Origin of the sequence: Curtobacterium pomorum, from assembly GCF_044497295.1 — a bacterium.
In the GTDB taxonomy this organism is placed as follows: Bacteria; Actinomycetota; Actinomycetes; order Actinomycetales; family Microbacteriaceae; genus Curtobacterium.
Window position 1 is genome coordinate 2480233 of record NZ_CP172409.1, and the last position, 21632, is coordinate 2501864.

The 21632-nt window shown below is 69.9% G+C and carries 22 protein-coding genes; 5 read left to right on the top strand and 17 right to left on the bottom strand.

Going from position 1 to position 21632, the window contains the following annotated elements; translation table 11 throughout:
- Positions 1-40: 40 nt before the first annotated feature.
- The 5 genes from ACGH48_RS11830 to rplS form a co-directional block, all read right to left on the bottom strand.
- Positions 41-388 carry an Lsr2 family protein gene (locus ACGH48_RS11830; RefSeq protein ID WP_123312293.1) on the bottom strand — a complete coding sequence of 116 codons (348 nt, stop codon included), beginning with the start codon at positions 386-388 and terminating at the stop codon, positions 41-43.
- Between the two features lie 105 nt (positions 389-493).
- Positions 494-817 carry a DUF2469 family protein gene (locus tag ACGH48_RS11835; RefSeq protein ID WP_111086072.1) on the bottom strand — a complete coding sequence of 108 codons (324 nt, stop codon included), beginning with the start codon at positions 815-817 and terminating at the stop codon, positions 494-496.
- 179 nt (positions 818-996) lie between these two features.
- Positions 997-1695, bottom strand: a complete 699-nt coding sequence (locus ACGH48_RS11840) for a ribonuclease HII (protein ID WP_123312292.1) — start codon at positions 1693-1695, stop codon at positions 997-999.
- On the bottom strand, positions 1692-2435 hold the full coding sequence (lepB, locus tag ACGH48_RS11845; protein ID WP_123312291.1) for a signal peptidase I: 744 nt from the start codon (positions 2433-2435) through the stop codon (positions 1692-1694). Before lepB ends, ACGH48_RS11840 begins: the two co-directional genes overlap by 4 nt.
- A 133-nt stretch (positions 2436-2568) precedes the next feature.
- Positions 2569-2925, bottom strand: a complete 357-nt coding sequence (gene rplS, locus ACGH48_RS11850; RefSeq protein WP_123312290.1) for a 50S ribosomal protein L19 — start codon at positions 2923-2925, stop codon at positions 2569-2571.
- 167 nt (positions 2926-3092) lie between these two features.
- Here rplS and map point away from each other — a divergent pair, with 167 nt between their 5' ends.
- The gene (gene map / locus ACGH48_RS11855; RefSeq protein WP_396288759.1) at positions 3093-3884 is read left to right on the top strand and encodes a type I methionyl aminopeptidase; all 792 of its coding nucleotides are present in this window, start codon (positions 3093-3095) and stop codon (positions 3882-3884) included.
- A 286-nt stretch (positions 3885-4170) separates the two neighbouring features.
- On the opposite strand, the gene trmD is transcribed toward map, so the two are convergent.
- From trmD to aroA, 8 genes are all read right to left on the bottom strand, one after another.
- Positions 4171-4863, bottom strand: coding sequence for a tRNA (guanosine(37)-N1)-methyltransferase TrmD (trmD, locus tag ACGH48_RS11860; RefSeq protein ID WP_396288760.1), 693 nt, complete (start codon positions 4861-4863; stop codon positions 4171-4173).
- A gap of 5 nt (positions 4864-4868) precedes the next feature.
- Positions 4869-5414 carry a ribosome maturation factor RimM gene (gene rimM, locus ACGH48_RS11865; protein WP_396288761.1) on the bottom strand — a complete coding sequence of 182 codons (546 nt, stop codon included), beginning with the start codon at positions 5412-5414 and terminating at the stop codon, positions 4869-4871.
- A 19-nt stretch (positions 5415-5433) separates the two neighbouring features.
- On the bottom strand, positions 5434-5670 hold the full coding sequence (locus ACGH48_RS11870; protein ID WP_111086067.1) for an RNA-binding protein: 237 nt from the start codon (positions 5668-5670) through the stop codon (positions 5434-5436).
- A gap of 3 nt (positions 5671-5673) precedes the next feature.
- A complete protein-coding gene (gene rpsP, locus ACGH48_RS11875) occupies positions 5674-6087 on the bottom strand; it encodes a 30S ribosomal protein S16 (protein WP_396288762.1) in 414 nt (137 codons plus the stop codon).
- A 164-nt stretch (positions 6088-6251) separates the two neighbouring features.
- Entirely contained in the window at positions 6252-8387 is a 2136-nt protein-coding gene (locus tag ACGH48_RS11880; RefSeq protein WP_396288763.1) for an FAD-dependent oxidoreductase, read from the bottom strand.
- Between the two features lie 4 nt (positions 8388-8391).
- Entirely contained in the window at positions 8392-9237 is an 846-nt protein-coding gene (locus tag ACGH48_RS11885; protein WP_123312285.1) for an SDR family oxidoreductase, read from the bottom strand.
- 83 nt (positions 9238-9320) lie between these two features.
- Positions 9321-10499 carry an acyl-CoA dehydrogenase family protein gene (locus ACGH48_RS11890; protein ID WP_396288764.1) on the bottom strand — a complete coding sequence of 393 codons (1179 nt, stop codon included), beginning with the start codon at positions 10497-10499 and terminating at the stop codon, positions 9321-9323.
- A complete protein-coding gene (aroA, locus tag ACGH48_RS11895; protein ID WP_396288765.1) occupies positions 10496-13720 on the bottom strand; it encodes a 3-phosphoshikimate 1-carboxyvinyltransferase in 3225 nt (1074 codons plus the stop codon). Before aroA ends, ACGH48_RS11890 begins: the two co-directional genes overlap by 4 nt.
- Before the next feature lie 118 nt (positions 13721-13838).
- Between aroA and ACGH48_RS11900 the strand changes: the two genes are divergently transcribed.
- On the top strand, positions 13839-14978 hold the full coding sequence (locus ACGH48_RS11900; protein WP_185021391.1) for a glutamate--cysteine ligase: 1140 nt from the start codon (positions 13839-13841) through the stop codon (positions 14976-14978).
- A gap of 104 nt (positions 14979-15082) precedes the next feature.
- Here the strand turns inward: ACGH48_RS11900 and ffh are convergent, their stop codons facing one another.
- Positions 15083-16636: a signal recognition particle protein gene (gene ffh, locus ACGH48_RS11905; protein WP_123312281.1), complete on the bottom strand. Its 1554-nt coding sequence runs from the start codon at positions 16634-16636 to the stop codon at positions 15083-15085.
- Between the two features lie 43 nt (positions 16637-16679).
- Positions 16680-17144 carry a hypothetical protein gene (locus ACGH48_RS11910; RefSeq protein ID WP_396288766.1) on the bottom strand — a complete coding sequence of 155 codons (465 nt, stop codon included), beginning with the start codon at positions 17142-17144 and terminating at the stop codon, positions 16680-16682.
- Positions 17145-17292: 148 nt separating this feature from the next.
- On the opposite strand from ACGH48_RS11910, the gene lipB reads away from it, so the two are divergent.
- Entirely contained in the window at positions 17293-17967 is a 675-nt protein-coding gene (lipB, locus tag ACGH48_RS11915; RefSeq protein ID WP_396288767.1) for a lipoyl(octanoyl) transferase LipB, read from the top strand.
- On the top strand, positions 17964-18947 hold the full coding sequence (gene lipA / locus ACGH48_RS11920) for a lipoyl synthase (RefSeq protein WP_396288768.1): 984 nt from the start codon (positions 17964-17966) through the stop codon (positions 18945-18947). The genes lipB and lipA overlap by 4 nt, the downstream gene beginning before the upstream one ends.
- Before the next feature lie 162 nt (positions 18948-19109).
- Here the strand turns inward: lipA and ACGH48_RS11925 are convergent, their stop codons facing one another.
- Positions 19110-19268 carry a DUF4175 domain-containing protein gene (locus ACGH48_RS11925; RefSeq protein WP_139199230.1) on the bottom strand — a complete coding sequence of 53 codons (159 nt, stop codon included), beginning with the start codon at positions 19266-19268 and terminating at the stop codon, positions 19110-19112.
- Between the two features lie 59 nt (positions 19269-19327).
- Positions 19328-20197 carry a signal recognition particle-docking protein FtsY gene (gene ftsY, locus ACGH48_RS11930; protein ID WP_222657936.1) on the bottom strand — a complete coding sequence of 290 codons (870 nt, stop codon included), beginning with the start codon at positions 20195-20197 and terminating at the stop codon, positions 19328-19330.
- 217 nt (positions 20198-20414) lie between these two features.
- Between ftsY and ACGH48_RS11935 the strand changes: the two genes are divergently transcribed.
- Complete coding sequence (locus ACGH48_RS11935) at positions 20415-21443, top strand: TerC family protein (RefSeq protein ID WP_396288769.1); 1029 nt, start codon at positions 20415-20417, stop codon at positions 21441-21443.
- The last annotated feature ends 189 nt before the right edge of the window (positions 21444-21632 follow it).

A 21632-nucleotide genomic window follows, 5' to 3' on the forward strand; every position in this document is an offset into this window, starting at 1 on the left:
CGGGTGATCGCGATCACCCGGGTCCTTCATCAGCAGCGGATCAGTGTGCGGCTGCGTACGCTTCCTGCACCTGGGTCGAGATACGACCACGGGTCGAGACCTCGTAGCCGTTCTCCTTCGCCCATTCGCGGATCTTGCCGAGCTCTTCCGAGTTCCCGCGCTTCGGGGCCGACTTCGGAGCCGTGCCACCGGTACGACGACCGGAGACCTTGCGCGCTGCTGCGATGTAGTCGGAGATCGCTTCACGGAACTTGTCGACGTTGTCGTTCGTCAGGTCGATCTCGTACGACGATCCGTCGAAACCGAATTCGACCGTGCGTCCTTCACCGGTGGTGATGGGGGAATCGTCGAGGTCGTCGACGAGCTGGACGGTGACCTTCTGTGCCATGCGCGGCTCCTGTTCATTGGACGGGAAATCCCGATCAGAATACCGCGTGGAATTGCCGCACGTCACCGATCACCGGCGATTCACCGAATGCACCGGAAATGAAGATCACTCGTCGAGTGCGAGTTCCTTCGGGAGTTCGAGTTCTCGCGACGTCAGTTCTTCGACATTCACGTCCTTGAACGTGAGGACGCGCACGCCCTTCACGAACCGGTCGGAACGGTAGACGTCCCACACCCAGACGTCGTTCATCGTCAGTTCGAAGTAGAAATCGTGCTCGGTGTCCCGGCGCACGAGTTCGACCTCGTTCGCCAGGTAGAAACGTCGCTCCGTCTCGACCACGTAGCGGAACTGCGACACGACGTCGCGGTACTCGCGGTACAGGGCCAGCTCGACCTCGCGGTCGTAGTCGTCGAATTCGTCCTCATCCATTGCGCCCACAGTCTACGGCGACAGCCGCAGCAGCGCGCGACCTCGACACTTGCCCCCACCTGAGCTCTTCGAGGTTCCACAACACGCCGCCTGCGTTCCACCGAGGTTTCACGTCCGAGCGGGAGGTGCGCCGAGATGCCGAGATTTCGGAACCTCACGGGTGCGGGCGGGAGCAGCCGTCAGCCGACGAGCGCGTCGAAGCCGTCCAGCGAGACGCTCGAGGCCTGGTGCAACCACGACTTCCGGTGCAGGGCGTGCGCCCCGACCGTGCGGATGGCGTCGTAGTGCGCGGTCGAGCCGTAGCCCTTGTTCGACGCCCAGGCGTAGTGGGGCGCCTCGTCGTGGGCCGCGATCATCAGGGCGTCCCGTGCGACCTTCGCCACGATCGACGCCGCGGCGACCGATGCGCAGTCGCGGTCGGCCTTGACCTGCACGACGACCTCGAGCGGGTCCGTGGGTGGCCGGAGGGACGCCGGGACGGCTCGGGTGAGCCAGTCGAAGGACCCGTCCAGCACGACCACGGCGCCGTCGAGCGACAGGCCTCCGGCGACCAGCGACTCGAGTGCCTGCGCGCCCGCGGCACCGAGCGCCGGGACGATCCCCTGCCGGTCGACGTACTCGGCGGACGCCATGCCGACGGCGGTGCGCGCCCACCGTGTGACGACGGGGACCAGGTCCGTCCGGCGGGCAGCCGACAGGAGCTTCGAGTCAGCCAGGCCCTGCGGGACCCGTCCGACGTCGATCGTCACGGCCGCGACGCCCACACCCACGGGGCCGGCGATCGCGCCACGGCCGACCTCGTCCATCCCGATGACCGTGACGCGGCCGGCGCCGAGCAGACGCTTCTCGACACGCAGGGACGGGCGGACGGCGGTCACTGGTCGCGCTCCTCCACCCCGGCGAACACCTCGGGGTGGTCGTCGAGCCACGTCCAGCGGCTCGTCGGCCAGGAGATCACGAAGGCGCGGCCGGTCACGTCGGACAGCGGCACGAACCCCTTCGACGGGGTGTCCCCGTTGTAGCGGGAGTCCTTGGAGTCGTTGCGGTTGTCGCCCATCACCCAGATGGTGCCCTTCGGCACGGTGACGGAGAAGTCGGTCGCCGATGCGGGAGCGCCGGCCGGCAGCTTGAGGTACGGCTCCTTGATGGGGACGCCGTTCACGGACATCTGCCCGAGGTCGTTGCAGCAGGAGACCTTGTCACCCGGCAGGCCGATCACGCGTTTGATGAGGTGGTCGTCGCTGTCGCCGGTCCCGAGACCGATCTGCGTCAGCACCCAGTCGATGGCCTTGGCGGGCTGGGTGTCGGGCGTCACGCTCGGCACCTCGGACCCGGCGAGCCATCCGCCCGGGTCCTTGAACACGACGACGTCGCCGCGCTTGAGCGCCACGGCACCCGGGACGAGTTCGTTGACGATCACGCGGTCGTTGATCTGCAGCGTGTTCTCCATCGACGCCGACGGGATGTAGAACGAACGGATCAGGAACGTCTTGACCAGGAACGACACGAGCAGTGCCGCGATGAAGATGATGACGAGGTCGCGGAGGAATGTGAGGATCCCGTTGCGCTGTTTCTCGGGCCGGGGTCTGCGCCCGGATTCCTCTGTCGTGTCCGTCATTTCCGCTCTCGTTCACACCGCGTCCGCCCGGGTTCAGCGGGCGCAAAGGGAAAGCCCCCCGTCGATGCACAACCGTACATCGGCGAGGGGCCAGCAGCGGCGTCCGGCTCGCGGACGCTCACTGTGAAGGCGATCAGGCGTCGCGCTTCTCCTTGATCTTGCGGCGGGCCGCCTTGCCGCGGAGCTCGCGCAGGTAGTAGAGCTTCGCGCGACGAACGTCACCCTTGGTGACGATCTCGATGTGGTCGATGATCGGCGAGTGCACCGGGAACCAGCGCTCGACGCCGACCTGGAAGCTCACCTTGCGGACCTTGAAGGTCTCGCCGACGCCGTGGCCCTGACGGCCGATGACGACACCCTGGAAGACCTGGATACGCGAGCGCGTGCCTTCGACGATGTTCACGTGCACCTTGATGGTGTCTCCGGCGCGGAAGTCCGGGACGTCGGTCCGCAGCGATGCTGCGTCGACGTTGTCGAGGAGCTGGCTCATGGCTGTTCTACTCTCTGCGGACGCACACGGGTCGCCGCGGATCGATGTCTGATGAAGTGGTGGTGCGTGCCCGGTGTCGGCGACTCCCCCGTGGCAGAGTCCAGCCAGGGCACAGCGATCCATACTGCCACACGGAACGCCGGGGGCAAAACAGCGAGGATGGACCCATGATCGAACTGCGCACCCCCACCGAACTCGACGGCCTGCGGGTCACCGGTCGGTTCGTGGCCGACGTCCTCGACGAGCTGCTCGACACCGTCGACGTCGGCGTGAACCTGCTCGAGCTCGACCGCGTCGCCGCGCGGATGATCGCCGACCGGGGCGCCGAGAGCTGCTACGTCGACTACCACCCCTCGTTCGGCAGGTCGCCGTTCGGCAAGAACCTCTGCACCTCGGTGAACGACGCCGCGCTGCACGGTCTGCCCTTCGACCACGTGCTGCAGGACGGTGACCTCGTCAGCCTCGACTTCGCGGCGAGCGTCGACGGCTGGGTGGCGGACTCCGCCGTGTCCGTGCAGGTCGGGACGCCCCGCGACGAGGACCAGGCACTCATCGCCACCGTCGAGCGCGCACTGGCCGCCGGTGTCGCGCAGGCGGCGCCGGGCAACAAGCTCGGCGACGTGTCGCACGCGATCGGACACGTGGCGAAGCAGGCCGGCTACGGCGTCAACCTGCAGTTCGGCGGACACGGCGTCGGTCGGACCATGCACGGCGACCCGCACGTGCCGAACGACGGACGTCCGGGCCGCGGCCTGAAGCTCCGGCCCGGCCTGGTGGTCGCCATCGAGCCGTGGCTCATGCAGGGCACCGACGAGCTGTACCAGGACGACGACGGCTGGACACTCCGGAGCGTCGACGGCTCACGTGCAGCGCACGTCGAGCACACGGTGGCGGTCACCGAGGCCGGACCCGAGGTCCTGACCCTGCGTCGCGCCCAGCGCGCCGACCCGACCGCCTGACGGACTGGCGCGGCCCGCTCAGCGGTGACGCGCCAGCGTCACGCGGGCCGCGCCGACCGAGCCTGCGAGGGAGGACGGTGCAGGCCCGCCCCGCGCCTCCAGTCCGTCACGGGTCGCGACCAGTACCCCAAAGCGACAGATCTCGGCTGCGCCCGCCGTCATGTGCGCGACGGCGACAGTTGCCCGCGGATGTTCCACGGCAGACTGTCGCTCTCGCGAAAGCGACAACCGGCGACCGACAACCGGCGACCGGCAAGCCCGGCGACCGGCCCGGGGCAGGAAGGCGCTACGCGTCGGGCAGCAGGTCGGGCCGGACGCGACGCGTCCGCTCCACCTGCTGCTCGTGCCGCCAGGCACCGACCCGCGCGTGGTGCCCGCTGAGCAGCACGTCGGGGACGTCGAAACCGCGCCACGAGGCGGGCTTCGTGTACGAGGGGTACTCGAGCAGACCGTCCTCGTGGGACTCCTCGACCAGGGACTCGGGGTTGCCGACGACGCCGGGGACGAGTCGGCCGACGGCCTCGATCATGGCCATCGCCGCGACCTCGCCGCCGTTCAGCACGTAGTCGCCGAGCGAGAGCTCGACGACCGAGCAGCGAGACGCCGCCCACTCGAAGACGCGGGCGTCGATGCCCTCGTAGCGCCCGCAGGCGAACACGAGGTGGCCGGACGTCGATGCGAGCGAGCGCGCGATGGACTGCGTGAAGGGCGTGCCGGCGGGGGTCGGGACCACCAGGGTCGACGAGCCGTCCGGCCGGAGCAGCGCGTCCAGTGCCTGCGCCCACGGCTCCGGCTTCATCACCATGCCGGCGCCGCCGCCGTACGGGGTGTCGTCGACGGTGCGGTGCCGGTCGGTCGTCCACGAGCGCAGGTCGTGCACGTGCAGGTCGAGGATGTTCTGCTGCCGGGCCTTGCCGAGCAGGGACACGTCCAGCACGGAGAAGAACTCCGGGAAGATCGTGACGATGTCGATCCGCACGGCAGCTAGTCCGTGACCGTCTCGGGCCGCGAGGTGTCCTCGGGGTCCTCGAACAGGCCCTGCGGCGGTGTGACCGTGACGGTGCCCGCCGCGATGTCGACCGCCGGCACAATGGCCGCGACGAACGGCACGAGGACCTCGCCGCTGGACGGGGTGTCGATCGCGAGCAGGTCCTGCGCCGGCATGTGGTCCACGCGGGCGACGGTGCCGACCTCGACGCCGTCGCGCAGGACCTTCAGCCCGACGAGCTGGTGATCGTACCAGGCGTCGTCCTCACCGGTCTCGGCGTCGGCGTCCTGCTCCACCCAGAGGATGATGCGCGCCAGGGACTCGGCCGCGGTGCGGTCGTCGATCCCGGCGAAGAACGCGACGGGGTGACCGTTGTACCAGCGGAGTTCGTCCAGCTCGAGGGTCTTGCCCGACCACGGTGAGTCGTCGGGGACCTGGAGCGTGAACGTGGCACCGGGGGTGAACCGACGATCCGGGTCGTCGGTGTAGAGCTCGAGCTTGATGCCGCCCTTGAGCCCGTGTGCCTTCGTGATGCGACCCACCCGGAGCTGGGTCGTCTCCCTAGGAATCGGTGTCGACCACGTCGACCCGCACCCGCTTGCCGTCGGCCAGGGCCGAGACGAGGGTGCGGAGTGCCTTGGCGGTCCGCCCGGCACGTCCGATCACGCGGCCGAGGTCCTCGGGGTGCACGCGCACCTCGAGGACCTCGCCCCGCGGGGAGGTGGAGCTGGCGACGCGCACGTCGTCAGGGTGATCGACGATCCCCTTGACGAGGTGCGTCAGCGCGGATTCGAGCAAGGACTACGCCTCGGTCGTCTCGTCGGCGGTCTCGGCGTCGTCGGCCTTGGCGGCGGGAGCCGTCTTCTCCGACTTCGGCTTGAGGACGGCCTTCTTCGAGGAGTCGACCTGGAAGGCCGGCTTCGGCTCGGCGACCTTGACCTTGGACGCGGTGTCCTTGTCGCCCTTGAACTTGGCCCAGTCGCCGGTCAGCTTGAGGAGGGCCGCGACCTGCTCGGTCGGCTGCGCGCCGACGCCGAGCCAGTAGAGCGCACGCTCGGACTCGATCTTGATGACCGAGGGCTCCTCGGTCGGGTGGTACTGACCGATCTCCTCGAGGACACGACCATCGCGCTTGGTGCGCGAGTCGGCGACGACGATGCGGTAGTAGGGCGCACGGATCTTACCGAGACGCTTCAGACGGATCTTGACAGCCACAATTGCTCCTGTTTGCTTACGTTGTGGTTGAACCGGAACCGCGGGCGTGGGGGCACACACGGTGAAAGCTCGAGAGAGATCGCTCACAGCTGGATAGAGGGTCGAGCTGCGGCGATTCGACCGTTCATTCTTACAGATTCCCGGCCGCGATGCGAGCCGACGCGCTACGGCGAGAGTCGCCGGACCGCTTCGAGGGCCTCGGACGTCGCGCGGACCGCGTCCACGCTCCGTGCGTCGCGAGCGCCGCCGACGACGGCGAACGGCACACCGGCGGCCTGGAGGCCCGTCACGAGTCCGCCAGGCACGTCGCCATCGGTTTCGATCGCGCGTTCCTGCCCGGCGCAGACCACGACGCTGTCCGCCGGGATCGCGCGCTCCTCGCCGTGCTCGTCGCGGATCCAGAGGGCGCCGGGCTCGATGCGCAGGTACTCCTGCACGCCGCCGAGCATGTGCACCCCGGCGTCACGGAGGCGACCGATGGCGACCCAGCGCGAGGTGATCCCGACGCCCTGGCCGAACTTGCCCGAGCGGCGGAGCACGGTGACGTCGGAGCCCGGCCGGATCGTGCGTGCCGCAGCGGGCAGTCGCTGGGGCACGTCGCCGACGAGTGCACCGGAGACGTCGAGGTCCCAGCGGGCCGCGAACTCGGTGGCCCGGACGGCCTCGTCGGGCGACTCGGTCAGGAACGCCGCGGTGTCGACGCCGATGCCACCGCCGCCGATGATCGCGACGGTACCGGCGGGCACGCCCTCGCGGAGTGCCCGCTCGTACGACAGGACGTGCGGCAGGTCGCTGCCGGGGACGTCGACGTCCCGCGGGACAACCCCGGCTGCGAGGACGACGGCGTCGCTACCGGCGAGGTCGGCGGCCGTCGCCGGGCGCCCGAGGTGCACGGTGGCACCGCGCTCGTCGAGCTCGGTGCGGGCGGCCCGGACCGTCGCGGCGTAGTCCTCCTTGCCGGGGACGAGGGCGGCGAGGCCGAACTGGCCGCCGAGCCGGTCGGCGGCTTCCCACACGGTGACGTGGTGGCCGCGTCGGGCGGCGTCGACCGCGGCGGCGAGGCCGGCCGGTCCTCCGCCGACGACGTCGACGCGCTTCGGGTCGGTGGTCGGACGCGCGGGGAACGCGACCTCGCGGGCGGCGCGGGGATTGACCAGGCAGGAGACCGGCGCGCCGATGATCGAGCGGTCGAGGCACGCCTGGTTGCAGCCGATGCAGGTGTTCACCAGGGCGAACCGGCCCGCGAGCGAGCGGTTCACGAGCGCCGGGTCGGCGAGGAACGGTCGGGCCAGGGCGACGGCGTCGATGGTCCCGCCGGCGAGGACGGTCTCGCCGTCGCGCAGGTCGGTCATCCGGTTCGAGGCGATCACGCGGACGTCGGGGTACGCCGACGCGCGCACGACCCCGGCGATGCGCGCGGCGTAGTCGAGCCAGGCACCGTGCGGCACCGCGGCCTGCACGGTCGGGGTGCGGGACTCGTGCCAGCCGATCCCCACCGAGATGCCGTCGAGCCCGAGCGGCAGCAGGTCGTGCACGAGGGCGTCGACGTCGTCATCGGTCGAGGACCCGGGCATCAGGTCGGCGCCGGAGAGCCGGATCGTCACGGCGAGCCCGGGCACCGCGGTGCGCACCGCGCGGACCACCTCGATCGTGAAGCGCCGGCGGCGGACGGCGTCACCGCCCCACTCGTCGTCGCGCAGGTTCGTCAGCGGCGACTGGAACTGGTTGATCAGGTACCCCTCGGACGCCATGATCTCGACGCCGTCGAACCCGATGTCGCGTGCGGACCGGGCCGCGGCGGCGAAGTCCTCGATGGTGCGCTCGACCTCGGCGGCGGTCAGCGCCGTCGGTACCACGCCGCGGGCAGCCGCCCACGGCAGGGCCGTCGGTGCCACCACCCGCTGGGGCTCCCCGTGCCGGTCGACCATCCCCGCGGCGAGCGCGTAGCGACCGGCGTGGAAGAGCTGGGCGAGGATCGTGGAGCCCTCCTCGTGCACGGCGTCGACCGCCGTACGGAACCGCTCGTCCGCTCCCCCGACGCCGAACACGGCGAAGTCGGGGCCGCCCCGGGCCTCGTCGTTCACCGCGATGCCGCCCGTGATGATGCACGCCGCGCCACCGGCCGCCCGTTCGCGGTAGAACGCCGCCATGCCGGCCCCGCCGTCGTCGTGCACCTCGAGGCCGGTGTGCATCGACCCCATCACCACCCGGTTGGCCAGGTGCAGGGGGCCGAGGGTCCAGGGTGACGCGACGGTCCGGAGGGAGTCCGGCACGACGGGGGCGGAAGCGACGCTGCTCATGCGCCTATTCTGCGGTGTCCGCGCCCGCGGCGTCGGCCGGCAGCACCGCGTCGCGGAGCGGCGACGTCGTGTCCGCCCAGAACGGCGGCGCGATCACGGTCAGCCCACCGTCGACCGACAGCACCTGCCCGGTGATGTACCCGGCCTTGTCCGACAGCAGGAAGTCGACGGCGTCCGCCATGTCGTCGGCGGTGCCGGGGCGCTGCAGCGGGAGCTTCTCGAACACGGAGTCGATCGGCGCCTGCCCGGGGACCTTCGTGTAGAAGTACTCGAGCGAGTCGGTGTCGATGAGGCCGCCGTTCACCGCGTTCACGGTGATCTGACGCGGCCCGAACTCGACCGCCATGTACTTCATGTACGACTCGCTCATCGCCTTGGCGGCACCGAGTGCGGCGTAGGTCGGGAAGGCGCGGAGCGATCCGTACGAGGTCACGACGACGATGCGGCCACCCCGGTCCATCAGCTCGGCAGCGCGTTGCGCCCCGAGCACGAACGAGCGGGCGTTGGTGGCGTAGCTGCGGTCCAGGTGGTGCAGCTTGAGCTCCTTGACCGGCTTGAACGCGCTGGCGGCAGCGTTCGCGACGAAGTGGTCGAGGCGGCCGTAGGTGTCGCGCACCAGGTCGAACAGGGCGTCGATCGACTCCGGCTGCTCGATGTCGACCTGCGCGGTGATGCCGTCGCCGCCGGCGGCCTTGACGTCGGCCAGCGACTCCTCGGCCAGGTCGGCGTTGCCCTTGTACGTCACCACGACGGTGACGCCGCGCTGGCCGAGCTTCTGCGCGAGCAGGCGGCCGATGCCGCGCGAAGCGCCCGTGATCAGTGCGATGGGTGCGTTGGTGGTGTCGGTCACTGCGGTCCTCTACGTGCGTGGGGAAGGACGGGAGGCGCGGGGCGGGCCCGCCACGGGCCTCCCGTCCGGTGGGTGGTGGTGGTCTAGAACCCGGCCGTGCCGGTGACGACGGCGCGGCCGACGACCAGCTTCTGGATCTCGTTGGTGCCCTCTTCGAAGCGCTGCGCGCGCGCGTCGCGGTAGACGCGCTCGATCGCGTTGCGCTTCCAGTAGCCCTGGCCGCCGTGCACCTGCAGGGCCTTGTCGGTGACGCGGGCGAGCATGTCGACGGCGACCATCTTCGAGGCGCTGGACAGCGTGCCGGCGTCGGGGCGGTCCTCTTCGTAGGCGCGTGCGGCCTCGAGCACCAGGGCGCGGGCGGCGGCGATGTCGGCGTAGTTCTCGGCCAGGTAGAACTGGATCGCCTGGCGGCTGGAGAGCTGCTTGCCGAAGGTCTCGCGCTTGTTGGCGTACTCGACGGCGAGCTCGTTCGCCCGCTCGGCGAGTCCGACGGCGCTCATCGCGACGGACACACGGCTCGGCAGCAGGAAGCCGCCGAGCGCGACCTCGAGCCCCTGGCCCTCGGCGCCGAGCAGCGCACTGGCCGGCACGGGCACGTCGGTGAAGCGCAGGATCGCGTGGTCGGTTCCGCGGATGCCCATGGTGTCGGAGTCGTCGATCACCTCGGCGCCCTGCAGCCCGCTGTTCGGCATGAGGAACGCGACCGTGCCGTCCTGACCGGTGGTGCCCTCGAGGCGGGCGGCGATGAGCCAGTAGTCGGCCTTGACGCCGAACGTGATGAGGTGCTTCTCGCCGTTCATCACGTAGGTGTCGCCCTCGCGGCGGACGGTGGTCCGGATGTCCGCGCCGGTGCCCGCGGTGGCCTCGGTCAGGGTGAACGCGACGAGCGTGTCGCCGGCGACGGACGGCTTGACGACCTGCTCGATCTGCTCCGGCGTCGCGTAGGGGGCCATCGCGCGCCACGTCCCGTTGATGACGTGCACGAGCATGCGGATCGACGCGTGCGAACGCGACACGATCTCCATGATCTCCAGGTAGCGCGAGAACGGGATGGCCCGTCCGCCGAGCTCGGTCGGCGCGGCGAGGCTGAGCCACCCGTTCGCCTTGAGCTCCTGGAACAGCTCGGGGGCGACCTGGCCGGTGCGCTCGATCTCCTCGGCCCACTCCTCACCACGGCCTCGGACCCACTCGGTGACCTCGGCCTTGAGCTGCTGGAAGGCGGCTTCGTCGAAGCCGGTGCTCGTCTGCTCGACGATCGTCATCGTGTCTCGTTCTCCTTCGTCGCGACGAGCGCGGCCGCCTGCTCGCGCAGGATGTTCTTCTGGACCTTGCCGACCGCGTTGCGCGGCAGTTCGTCGATGTACTCGAGCCGCTCCGGCCAGTAGTACTTGCTCACGCCTGCCTTGTCGAGTGCCTGCTGCATCGACCGGAAGTCGAGCTGCTCGGCGCCGGCGGCCGGCACGACGAACGCGCAGGCACGCTCACCGAGTCGGGCGTCCGGCATGGCGACGATCGCCACGTCGGTGACCAGCGGGTGCTGGTAGAGCAGGTTCTCGATCTCGACGACCGGGATCTTCTCGCCACCGCGGTTGATGACGTCCTTGACCCGACCGGTGATCGACAGGAAGCCGTTCGCGTCGACCTTCGCCAGGTCGCCGGTCCGGTACCAGCCGTCCTCGGTGAAGACGTCGTCGGTCAGGTCCTGGCGGTCGAGGTACCCGTCGAACATGGTCGGCGAGTGCAGCTCGAAGTCGCCCTCGGTGTCGGCGGGCAGCTCGTGGCCCTCGTCGTCGACGATCCGGATGCGGATGCCCGGCAACGCACGGCCGTCGTGCCCGTACGCGGCAGCCGGGTCGTCGCTCGGACTGGACAGGGCGCCGAGGCAGGTCTCGCTCGTGCCGAACGCGCCGAGGATCGCCGTGCCGAGCACCGTCGCGGCCCGCTGGGCGAGCGCCCGCGGCACGGCGGCACCGGTCGGCACGAAGATCCGCAGCGACTCGGGCTGGGCGGCACCGGCCTCGACCAGGTCGACGAGGTCGGTCAGGAACGGGGTCGCGCACTGCACGAACGACGCCTTCGCGACGCCGAACGCCTGCTCGAGCGCGACCGTGCCGTCCCACACGGGCTGGATGACCTGCGGCGCACCGAGCCGGAACGCCAGCAGCATGCCGTACAGGAACCCCGTCTGGTGTGCGAGCGGCGACGGGATGTAGATCCGGTCCGCGCTCGTCAGGCCGGACTGCGCGACGTGCATCGCCGTGGCCAGACCGAGGGTGCGGTGGGGGTGCTGCACGCCCTTCGGCTCCCCCGTCGTACCGCTCGTGAACAGCAGCTGGCAGACGTCGTCGGGGCCCGGCGCACGCGACGTGATCTCGTCGACGTCCACGTGCACCGCGTCGAGCGCGTTGTCGAAGTACCGCCAGTGCCAGTCGCTCGCCGCCACCCGGTCCAGGGCGTCGGCGGGCAGCGGCGGCTGGTTCGTCGGGGCGTCGACCTGCCCGCGCGCCTCGGACCGGAGCACGATGACGTGCTCGACCGACAGCCGGCGCTGCTGGGCCTTCGCCTCGTCGATGACGTCGAGGAGCTCGAGCGCCGGACGGCGCTTGCGGAAGACGTTCGGCAGGAACACCACCCGCGCACGCGACCGGGCGAGCGTCATCGTCGTCTCGCGCGGGCCGAACACCGGCATGATCGGCGTCGCGACGGCGCCGATCTGGATCGCCCCGAGCGTGATGGACACGAACTCGCGCCAGTTCGGCAGCTGCATGGCGACCGACTCGCCCGTGCGGACCCCAAGTTCGAGCAGGAGCGCGGAGACCTTGTCGGCCTCGTCCTGCAGCTCGCGCCACGTGGTGTTCACGGGGGCTGCTCCCCCGACCTCGATGACGGCGAGGCCGTCGGGGTCACTGGTGGCGAGCGCACGGACCTTCTCGCTCAGCACCAGGGGGTCGGCGTCGATGCCGGCGAGCGCGGGCGGTTCCGGGCTCGTGGGCGCGACCGGCTGCTGCTCGCCGAGGTCGGTGCGCTCGCCGTCGGCGTGTTCGCCATCGGTGCGCTCGCCGAGGTCGGTGCGTGCATCGGCCATCTCGGCGGCCTCGGCCGCGTCGGCCCGGTCGTCGCGGGCGATCTGCGCGGCGAGGGCGTCGCCGACCTCCATGTCGAGGCCGACGGAGTTCATCGCCTCGAGGAACGTCGGGTACGAGATCCGGTAGGCCCGCGGGTAGGTCAGCCCCGAGGTGCCGCGCGCCTTCGAGGCGGCGACGGCGAGCGACATGAGCACGCGGTGGTCGTTGAACGACGACATCTGCGCGCCGTGCAGTCCCTCGGCGCCGACACCGGTGACGCGGAGCTCGTCGGCACCCTGCTCGGCCCGACCACCCATGCGGTTGAGCTGCAGCATCGCCGCGACGCGGTCGGACTCCTTCAACCGGATGTGCGCGACGTTCCAGAGCCGGGTGGTGCCCTCGGCGAAGGTGGCCATCGTCGACAGGACCGGCAGCAGGTCGGGGATCGGCTGGCAGTCGATGTCGAGCGGTCGGAGCGGGGAGCCGTCGTGCTCGATGCGCACGAACCCGGTCTCCTCGTCGATCCGCATCGGGACGCCCATCGCCGTCGCGAGGTCGAGGAACTCGCTCTCCGGGTGGTCGGTCTCGGCGGTGGTGAAGGCCGTCATGCCGCGCAGGAGCAGGTTCGACTCGCGGATGCCCGCAGCGGCGATGCCGAACGCGGCGGAACCGATGTCCGGCGGGATGACGTAGTCGTGCGGAGAGGCCTGCTGGTTCGCCGGGATCCGGTACTCGAGCCAGTCGTCGGAGACCTCGACGGTCAGCCCGAACTGCCGCATCATGCGCACGGTGAGCTCGACGTAGGGCTGCTCGTTCAGCCGGCCGCCGGTGATGTGGATCCGGGTCTCCTGCTCGGCGAACGGGGCCACCAGCAGCAGGCCGGAGACCCACTGCGACAGGGTGCCGGCGATCGTGACGTCGCCGCCGCGGGGGCGCTTCGGCTGCACGGTGACGGGCGGGCAGTCGTTCGTCGCCTCGAGCTCGATGCCCATCTGGGTCAGCGACGTCAGCAGCGCCTTGATGGGCCGCCGCTGGAAGTACTTCATGCCCGCGAGCGTCATCGGCTTGTCGGCGAGTGACGCCAGACCCGTCATGAAGTAGAGCGTGGTGCCGGACGACCCCATGTTCAGGATGCCGTCGGCGCCGCGGGACCCGTGGTCGACGACGTCGGTGGCCTCGTACCGGCCGCCGAGCCCGGTGACGTGGTACTCGTTCCCGCGACGCTTGACGTCGACGCCGAGGGCACGGAGCGTGCCGACGGTCCACTCGACCTGGCGGGTGGCGCTGATGCCGGAGACGATGCTCGTGCCCTTCGCCAGCGACGCGAGCACCAGGGCGCGGTGCGCGTGGTACTTCGAGACCGGGACGTCGAGCTCCCCGACGAGTGGTGCGGACGTGCCGCGCACGACCAACTGCATGTGTACCTCTTCCTGGGTGATCCCTTCCAAAGTACGCCCGGTGTGGAACTACTGTGAATCGGATCCGCACGACCCGAACGGTGCTTCGTTGTGCGTGTCCGACAACCTTCCGGGCAGGATGTACAGCATGGACATCCGCTTCACCGAGTCCCCTCCGTCGACCATCGGCGTCGAGTGGGAACTCCCGCTGGTCGACCTGTCGACCGGCGACCTCACGCCCCGTGCCCCTGCCGTCATCGCGGCCGTGCACGAACGGATCGGCGACCGCGAGCGGGTGACCGAGGAACTCCTGACGAACACCGTCGAGGTCGTCTCCAGCGTGCACTCCCGGGTCGGCGACGCCACGAGCGAGCTGTCGGGCATCATCGGCGAGGTCATCGACGCCGCCGAGCCGCTCGACGCCCAGGTCATGTGCTCCGGGACGCATCCGTTCGCGGTGTGGGACCAGCAGGAGATCACCCCGGACAGCGAGCACTACACGACCCTCATCGACCGGACGCGCTGGTGGGGGCGGCAGATGCTCATCTGGGGCGTCCACGTGCACGTCGGCATCGACGACCGCGACAAGGCCCTGCCGATCCTCGGCGCGATGCTCGCGTACGTCCCGCACCTGCAGGCCTTCACGGCGTCCAGCCCGTTCTGGGCCGGCATCGACACCGGCTACGCCTCGAACCGCGCGCTGATGTTCCAGCAACTCCCCACCGGTGGACTGCCGCCGGCGCTCGGGGCCTGGGCGAACTTCGAAGAGGTGGTGAGTGACCTCACCCACACCGGCGTCATCGACAGCGTGAAGGACCTGCGCTGGGACATCCGCCCGTCGCCGAAGTGGGGCACGCTCGAGAACCGGGTGTCGGACGGCATCTCGACCCTGCACGAGGTCGGTGCCGTGACGGCACTCGTGCAGTGCCTGGTCACCACGATGTCCGACCGGCTCGACGCCGGTGAGACCCTGCCGACGATGCAGCCCTGGTTCATCCGCGAGAACAAGTGGCGCGCCGCCCGTTACGGCATGGAGGCCGAGATCATCACGAACGCCGCCGGCGACGAGCGGCTCGTGACCGACGAGGTGCACGACCTGGTGCAGCGGCTCGACCCGGTGGCCGAGCGGCTCGGTTGCCAGCAGGAGTTGCACCACCTGGACACGATGATCGCGAACGGGGCGTCGTACCAGCGGCAGCTCCGGGTCGCGCAGGAGCACGGCGGGGACCTGCGCGAGGTCGTCCGCCACCTGGTGACGGAGTTCCGCGAGTCACTCTGACCTCGAGGCCTCGCCGCGTACCTGATCGAATCGGGCGTACCTGGTCGGTTCTTTCGACCAGGTACGCCCGATTCCGTTTTCCACCGCGCGTGCGATGGGAAGGACTAGCGCCCCAGGAACTTCTGCAGACTCGCGAGCTCTTCCTCGGTCGGCGCCTTGCCGCCCTTGGCGGCCCCGCCGAGGCCGAGGCCGGAGCCCTTCGGCGCCTGCTGCGGAGCAGCGGCCGCACCGGCGGCGATCGCTGCGCGCTTGGCCGGGTTGCCGACCTTCGACTTCTTCTTGCCGCCCTGCTGCTGCTTCTTGCCGCCGTGCATGCCCGGGATCGGACCCATGCCCGGCATCTGCGGCACACCACCGCGGGCGACCGTCTTCATCATCTTGGCGGCCTGCTCGAAGCGGTTCACGAGGGCGTTGACCTCGGTGACCGTGGAGCCGGCACCCTTGGCGATCCGCAGACGACGCGAGCCGTTCAGGAGCTTCGGCAGTTCGCGCTCCTTCGGCGTCATCGACTGGATGATCGCTTCGGTACGGACGATCTCGCGCTCGTCGAAGTTGTCGAGCGCCTCGCGCATGCCCTTGGCACCCGGGAGCATGCCGAGCATGCCCTTGATCGAGCCGGCCTTGCGGAGCTGCTGCATCTGCTGCAGGAAGTCGTTCAGCGTGAACGAGTCGGACGCGATCTTCTCGGCGACCGCACGGGCTTCTTCTTCGTCGAACGCCGACTGGGCCTGCTCGATGAGCGACATGATGTCGCCGAGGTCGAGGATGCGGCTCGCCATGCGGTCCGGGTGGAACGGCTCGAAGTCGTCGAGGCCCTCGCCGGTGGACGCGAACATGATCGGACGGCCGGTGACACTGGCCACCGACAGGGCCGCACCACCGCGGGCGTCGCCGTCGAGCTTCGACAGGACGACACCGGTGAAGTCGACGCCTTCCTGGAACGCGCGGGCCGTGACGACGGCGTCCTGACCGATCATCGCGTCGATGACGAACAGGACCTCGTCGGGGTCGACGGCCTTGCGGATGTTCGCGGCCTGCTTCATCAGCTCGGCGTCGACACCGAGACGACCGGCGGTGTCGACGATGACGGTGTCGTACTGCTGGTCGACGGCGGCCTTGATGGCGTTCTTGGCGACCTTGACCGGGTCGCCGACGCCGTTGCCGGGCTCCGGTGCGAAGACGTGCACGCCGGCCTGTTCACCGACGACCTGCAGCTGCTGGACGGCGTTCGGACGCTGGAGGTCCGCCGCGACGAGCATCGGGGTGTGGCCGTCCTTCTTGAGCCACTTGCCGAGCTTGCCGGCGAGGGTGGTCTTACCGGCACCCTGCAGACCCGCGAGCATGATGACCGTCGGCGGCTTCTTCGCGAACTCGAGACGTCGCTGCTGACCGCCCAGGATGCCGACGAGTTCCTCGTTGACGATCTGGACGACCTGCTGCGCCGGGTTCAGCGCGCGGTTGACCTCGTCGGAGAGGGCGCGTTCGCGCACTGCTGCGGTGAACGCCTTGACGACCTCGAGCGCGACGTCGGCGTCGAGGAGCGCCCGCCGGATCTCGCGGACGGTGCCGTCGACGTCGGACGGAGTCAGCCGACCCTTGCTCCGCAGATTGCGGAAGGTCTCGGTCAGCCGATCGGAGAGTGAACCGAATTGCGCCATGATCCGTCGATTCTACAAGGCTCGGAGCGCGGGTCCCGGTCGGTCAGCGCAGCAGCACGCCGGGCGCGAGCTCGACCGGGGTGTCCAGCCCGACGTCGAGGAGCACCGGCGCGGTCGACGGCAGGCGGTCAGCGGTCGGGAACCAGCGCCGCTTCGGCGACACCAGGATGACGAGGCCGTCGACGTCGCCGACCGCGGCGAAGCCCTCGCCTGGTGGGTTGGCGTAGGGCTTCAGTCCGGCGCGGCGCAGCGTCTCGACGGCACCGAGGACGTCGGGCACGGCGATGCCGACCTCGCTGACCGAGACGAGCGGAACGGCGGACGCGGACGCGGGTGCGGGTGCGGCGGATGCGGGTGCAGACGCTGGCGCCGCGGGCGCGGACGCGGCGAGGTCCCGCCGCTCGATCAGCTCGAGCAGCTGCTGGCCCGGACCCTCGAAGTACACCGATCGCGAGTTCCCGTGCGGCGGGCCCTCGAACTCGTCACGGCCGTCGGCGTCGACCAGCACCGTCGCGATCCCGGCACGTCGAGCGAGCGGGTGGCGAGCTGTGCCTGGCGGATGTCCATGTCCGCCATCCGAAGCCCTCAACCACGGTTCAGGTCAAGGTCGTCCGTGTTGTTGTACTCCGTCCAGAAACCGTCGTAGGCTCCCTCACATGCCGGAACTCGAGATCGTGCGGCCTGCCGGGCTGCTCGACTACGCCGAGGGAATCGCTCTGCAGCGGGACCTCCACGCCGACGTCGTCGCCGGCCGCTCCCCCGGGGCCCTCGTGCTGTGTGAGCATCCGTCCGTGTACACCGCCGGCCGCCGCACCGAGCCGTCCGACCTGCCGACGAACGGTGCCCCGGTGGTCGACGTGGACCGCGGCGGGCGCATCACCTGGCACGGCCCCGGGCAGCTCGTGGCCTACCCGATCGTCCGACTGGTCGCACCGATCGACGTCGTCGCGTGGGTGCGCGACCTCGAGCAGGTCATCATCGACGCTGCGGCCTCCGTGGGGGTGCACGCCGAGCGGGTCGACGGCCGGAGCGGCGCCTGGGTCCGCGGAGCGGACCGTACTCCACCCGCCAAGGTCGGCGCCATCGGCCTGCACGTCGCCGACGGGGTCACGACCCACGGCATCGCGATCAACTGCACGAACACTCTCGACGCCTACGCCGCGATCGTGCCGTGCGGCATCGCCGACGCCGGCGTCACCACCCTGAGCGCCGCCGCGGGCCGACCGGTCACCGTCGACGAACTCGCCCCCGCGGTCGCACGCCGCACCCAGGACGCCGTCGACGGCATGCGCCGCGGCGAGCGCATCGCTCGACAGGAGACCCTCGTATGACCCTCGCCCCCGAAGGCCGCCGGATGCTCCGCGTCGAGGCCCGCAACGCCGAGACCCCGATCGAGACGAAGCCCGGGTGGATCAAGACCCGCGCCACCCAGGGCCCGGAGTTCCGCGAGCTGTCCGCCCTGGTCAAGGACAAGCAGCTGCACACCGTCTGCCAGGAGGCCGGCTGCCCGAACATCTTCGAGTGCTGGGAGGACCGCGAGGCCACCTTCCTCATCGGCGGCTCGCAGTGCACCCGCCGGTGCGACTTCTGCCAGATCGACACCGGCAAGCCCGAGCCGCTCGACCGCGACGAGCCCCGTCGGGTCGCCGACTCGGTCGTGTCGATGGGCCTGAAGTACGCCACCGTGACCGGCGTCGCTCGCGACGACCTGCCCGACGGGGGCGCCTGGCTCTACGCCGAGACCATCCGCCAGATCCACGAGCACTCCCCCGGCACCGGCGTCGAGATCCTGGTGCCGGACTTCAACGGTCGCCCGGACCAGCTCGGCCAGGTGTTCGACGCCCGCCCCGAGGTCTTCGCCCACAACGTCGAGACCGTGCCGCGGATCTTCAAGCGCATCCGGCCGGCGTTCACGTTCGAACGATCCCTCGACGTCATCACGCAGGGCCGCGACGCCGGACTCGTCACGAAGTCGAACCTCATCCTCGGCATGGGCGAGGAGCGCATCGAGATCGAGGACGCCCTGCAGCGCCTCTACGACGCCGGCACGGACATCATCACGCTCACCCAGTACCTCCGCCCGTCGCCGAGGCACCTGCCGGTGGCGCGCTGGGTCAGCCCTGCGGAGTTCGTCGCCCTGCGTGAGGTCGCCGAGCAGATGGGCTTCGCGGGAGTGCTCGCCGGCCCGCTCGTCCGGTCCTCGTACCGCGCCGGACGCCTGTGGGCACGGGCCACGGTCGCGCGCGGCGGCTCGGTTCCCGAGCACCTGTCGCACCTGCTGGACGCGGCACCGGGTCGCCAGGCGGTCTGAAGCCGCTGACCCCTTCGCGAAAGCGACAGATCTCCGCTGACCGTTCGCGGCAATCTGTCGCGTTCGCGGCACTGGTCGCGACCACGGACAGACGGGAGGCACAGTGCCAGCTGGCACCGTGCCTCCCGTCCGTTCATCCGCCCGTTCAGGGCGTCCGGTGCGCTATGCGCGCCCGCGGATGCTCCTGAGGAGCCAGCCGATGACGGCCAGGATGATGAGGACGATCCCGACCCACAGCAGGAACTTCAGCGCACCGACGAAGATGCCGCTGAAGAGCAGGACGAGGCCGACGATGATCGCGATGATCAGGAGTGCTGGCATTGAGGGGCTCCTTCCGGTGTACCTGGACGATCCCTGTACTGCGGAGACAGTACCCGGAATCAGCCGACGAGGTTCTGCACGAACACGTGCGGGGTGAAACCGGTCAGGTCGTTGATGCCCTCGCCCTGCCCGATGAGCTTGATCGGGATGCCCGTCTTCTCCTGCACGCTGAGGACGAACCCGGCCTTCGCGGAGCCGTCGAGCTTGGTGATGACGAGGCCCGTGACCCCGGCGCCCTCGATGAACGCCTGCGCCTGGGCCAGGCCGTTCTGCCCGGTCGTGGCGTCGAGGACGAGCAGCACCTCGCTGATCTCGGTCTGCTTCTCGACGACGCGCTTGATCTTCGTGAGCTCGTCCATCAGGCCCGCCTTCGTGTGCAGGCGGCCGGCGGTGTCGATGACCACGATCTCGGTGTTGTCGCGGATCGCCTTCTCGACGGTCTGGTACGCCACCGAGGCCGGGTCCTGCCCGGGCTGCGAGGGGCGGACGACGTCGACACCGGCGCGCTCGGCCCAGGTGGCGACCTGCTCGACCGCCGCGGCGCGGAAGGTGTCGGCCGCACCGACGAGGACCGTGCGGTCGTAGGTCTTCAGGAACTTGGCGAACTTGCCGATCGTCGTGGTCTTGCCGACGCCGTTCACGCCGACGACGAGCACGACGGCCGGTCGGGCGCTGAGCTTGAGCGTGGTGTCGAGCTTCGACAGCCGTTCCTCGAGCACCTCGCGCAGCATGCGCTGCAGGTCGGCCGGGTCGGTCGTGCCGTAGCGGTCGACGCGCGCGTGCAGGTCCTCGATGATCGCCTCGGAGATGTCCGGGCCGAAGTCGGCGCCGATGAGCGCGGTCTCGAGGTCCTCCCACGTGGTCTCGTCGATCGTCTTGCGCTGGAAGAGGCCGCGCAGCCGTGTGGACAGTGACCAGGAACTCGCCATGCTCCCAGCTTAGAGCGCGGCGCATGTCCGCTGTGCCCGGTATGCTCGGTCTCACGAAGGGGAGTATTCCCTCTCGGTGACCCCGTCAGTACGGCCCGGAACGATCCGGACCCGGGGCGCCGGTCGTGCAGTACCGGTTCCGGTGCCGTGCGGCGGAAGAGACCTTCAGGCCTCGGCGTACCCGCACACCAGCGGCACGCCCTACCTGAAGGAAACCGTGGACGTCCCACTCTTCGTCTGGCTCCTCACCATCGCAGGCATCCTCGCCCTGCTGGTGTTCGACTTCTACTCGCACGTGCGCACCCCGCACGTGCCGCACATCCGCGAATCCGCGTTCTGGTCCGTGTTCTACATCGGGCTCGCGATCCTGTTCGGGTTCGGCATCCTGGTCTTCGGCGGCGGACAGGCCGGCGGTGAGTACTTCGCCGGGTGGCTGACCGAGAAGGCACTGTCGGTCGACAACCTGTTCGTCTTCCTCATCATCATGACGAGCTTCGCGGTGCCGAAGGAGTTCCAGCAGAAGGTCCTGCTGGTCGGTGTCGCGATCGCCCTGGTCGCGCGCGGCATCTTCATCGCCCTCGGTGTCACGATCATCGAGAACTTCTCGTGGGTGTTCTACCTGTTCGGCGCGCTGCTGTTCTGGCTCGCCTGGTCGCAGGCCCGCAGCGGCAACGACCACGGCGGCGACGAGGGCGACTCGCGCCTGATCCGCATCCTCAAGCGCATCATCCCGACCTCGGACCACTACGACGGCGACCGCCTGACCACCAAGGTCGACGGCAGGCGCCTGTTCACCCCGATGCTGCTCGTCATGGTCGCGATCGGTCTGACCGACGTCCTCTTCGCGCTCGATTCGATCCCCGCGATCTTCGGGCTCACCCAGGACGCCTTCATCGTGTTCACCGCGAACGCGTTCTCGCTGCTCGGGCTGCGCCAGCTGTACTTCCTGATCGCCGGCCTGCTGGAGCGTCTGATCTACCTGGGCCAGGGCCTGGCGGTCATCCTCGGCTTCATCGGTGTGAAGCTCGTCTTCCACGCCATGCACGTCAACGAGCTGCCGTTCATCAACGGCGGCGAGCACATCGAGTGGGCGCCCGAGATCCCGATCTGGTTCTCGCTGGGCTTCATCATGCTGACCATCGCGGTCGCGACGACCGCCTCGCTGGTCGTCTCGAAGAAGCGCCAGGAGCGCGGGCTCACCCCGACGGGCGAGCCGAAGGAGTCGGTCGCGGCCGACGCGGAGTAAGCGTCACGCCCTGGACGGGCGGCAACACGGACGGGAGGCACGGTGCCAGCTGGCACCGTGCCTCCCGTCCGTCCGTGGTCGCGACCAGAGCCGCGAAAGCGACAGATCTCGTCGCGGACCCACGATCCTCTCCATGAAAGCGACAGATTGCCGCGAACTGTTGGCGGAGATCTGTCGCTTTCGCGGCGC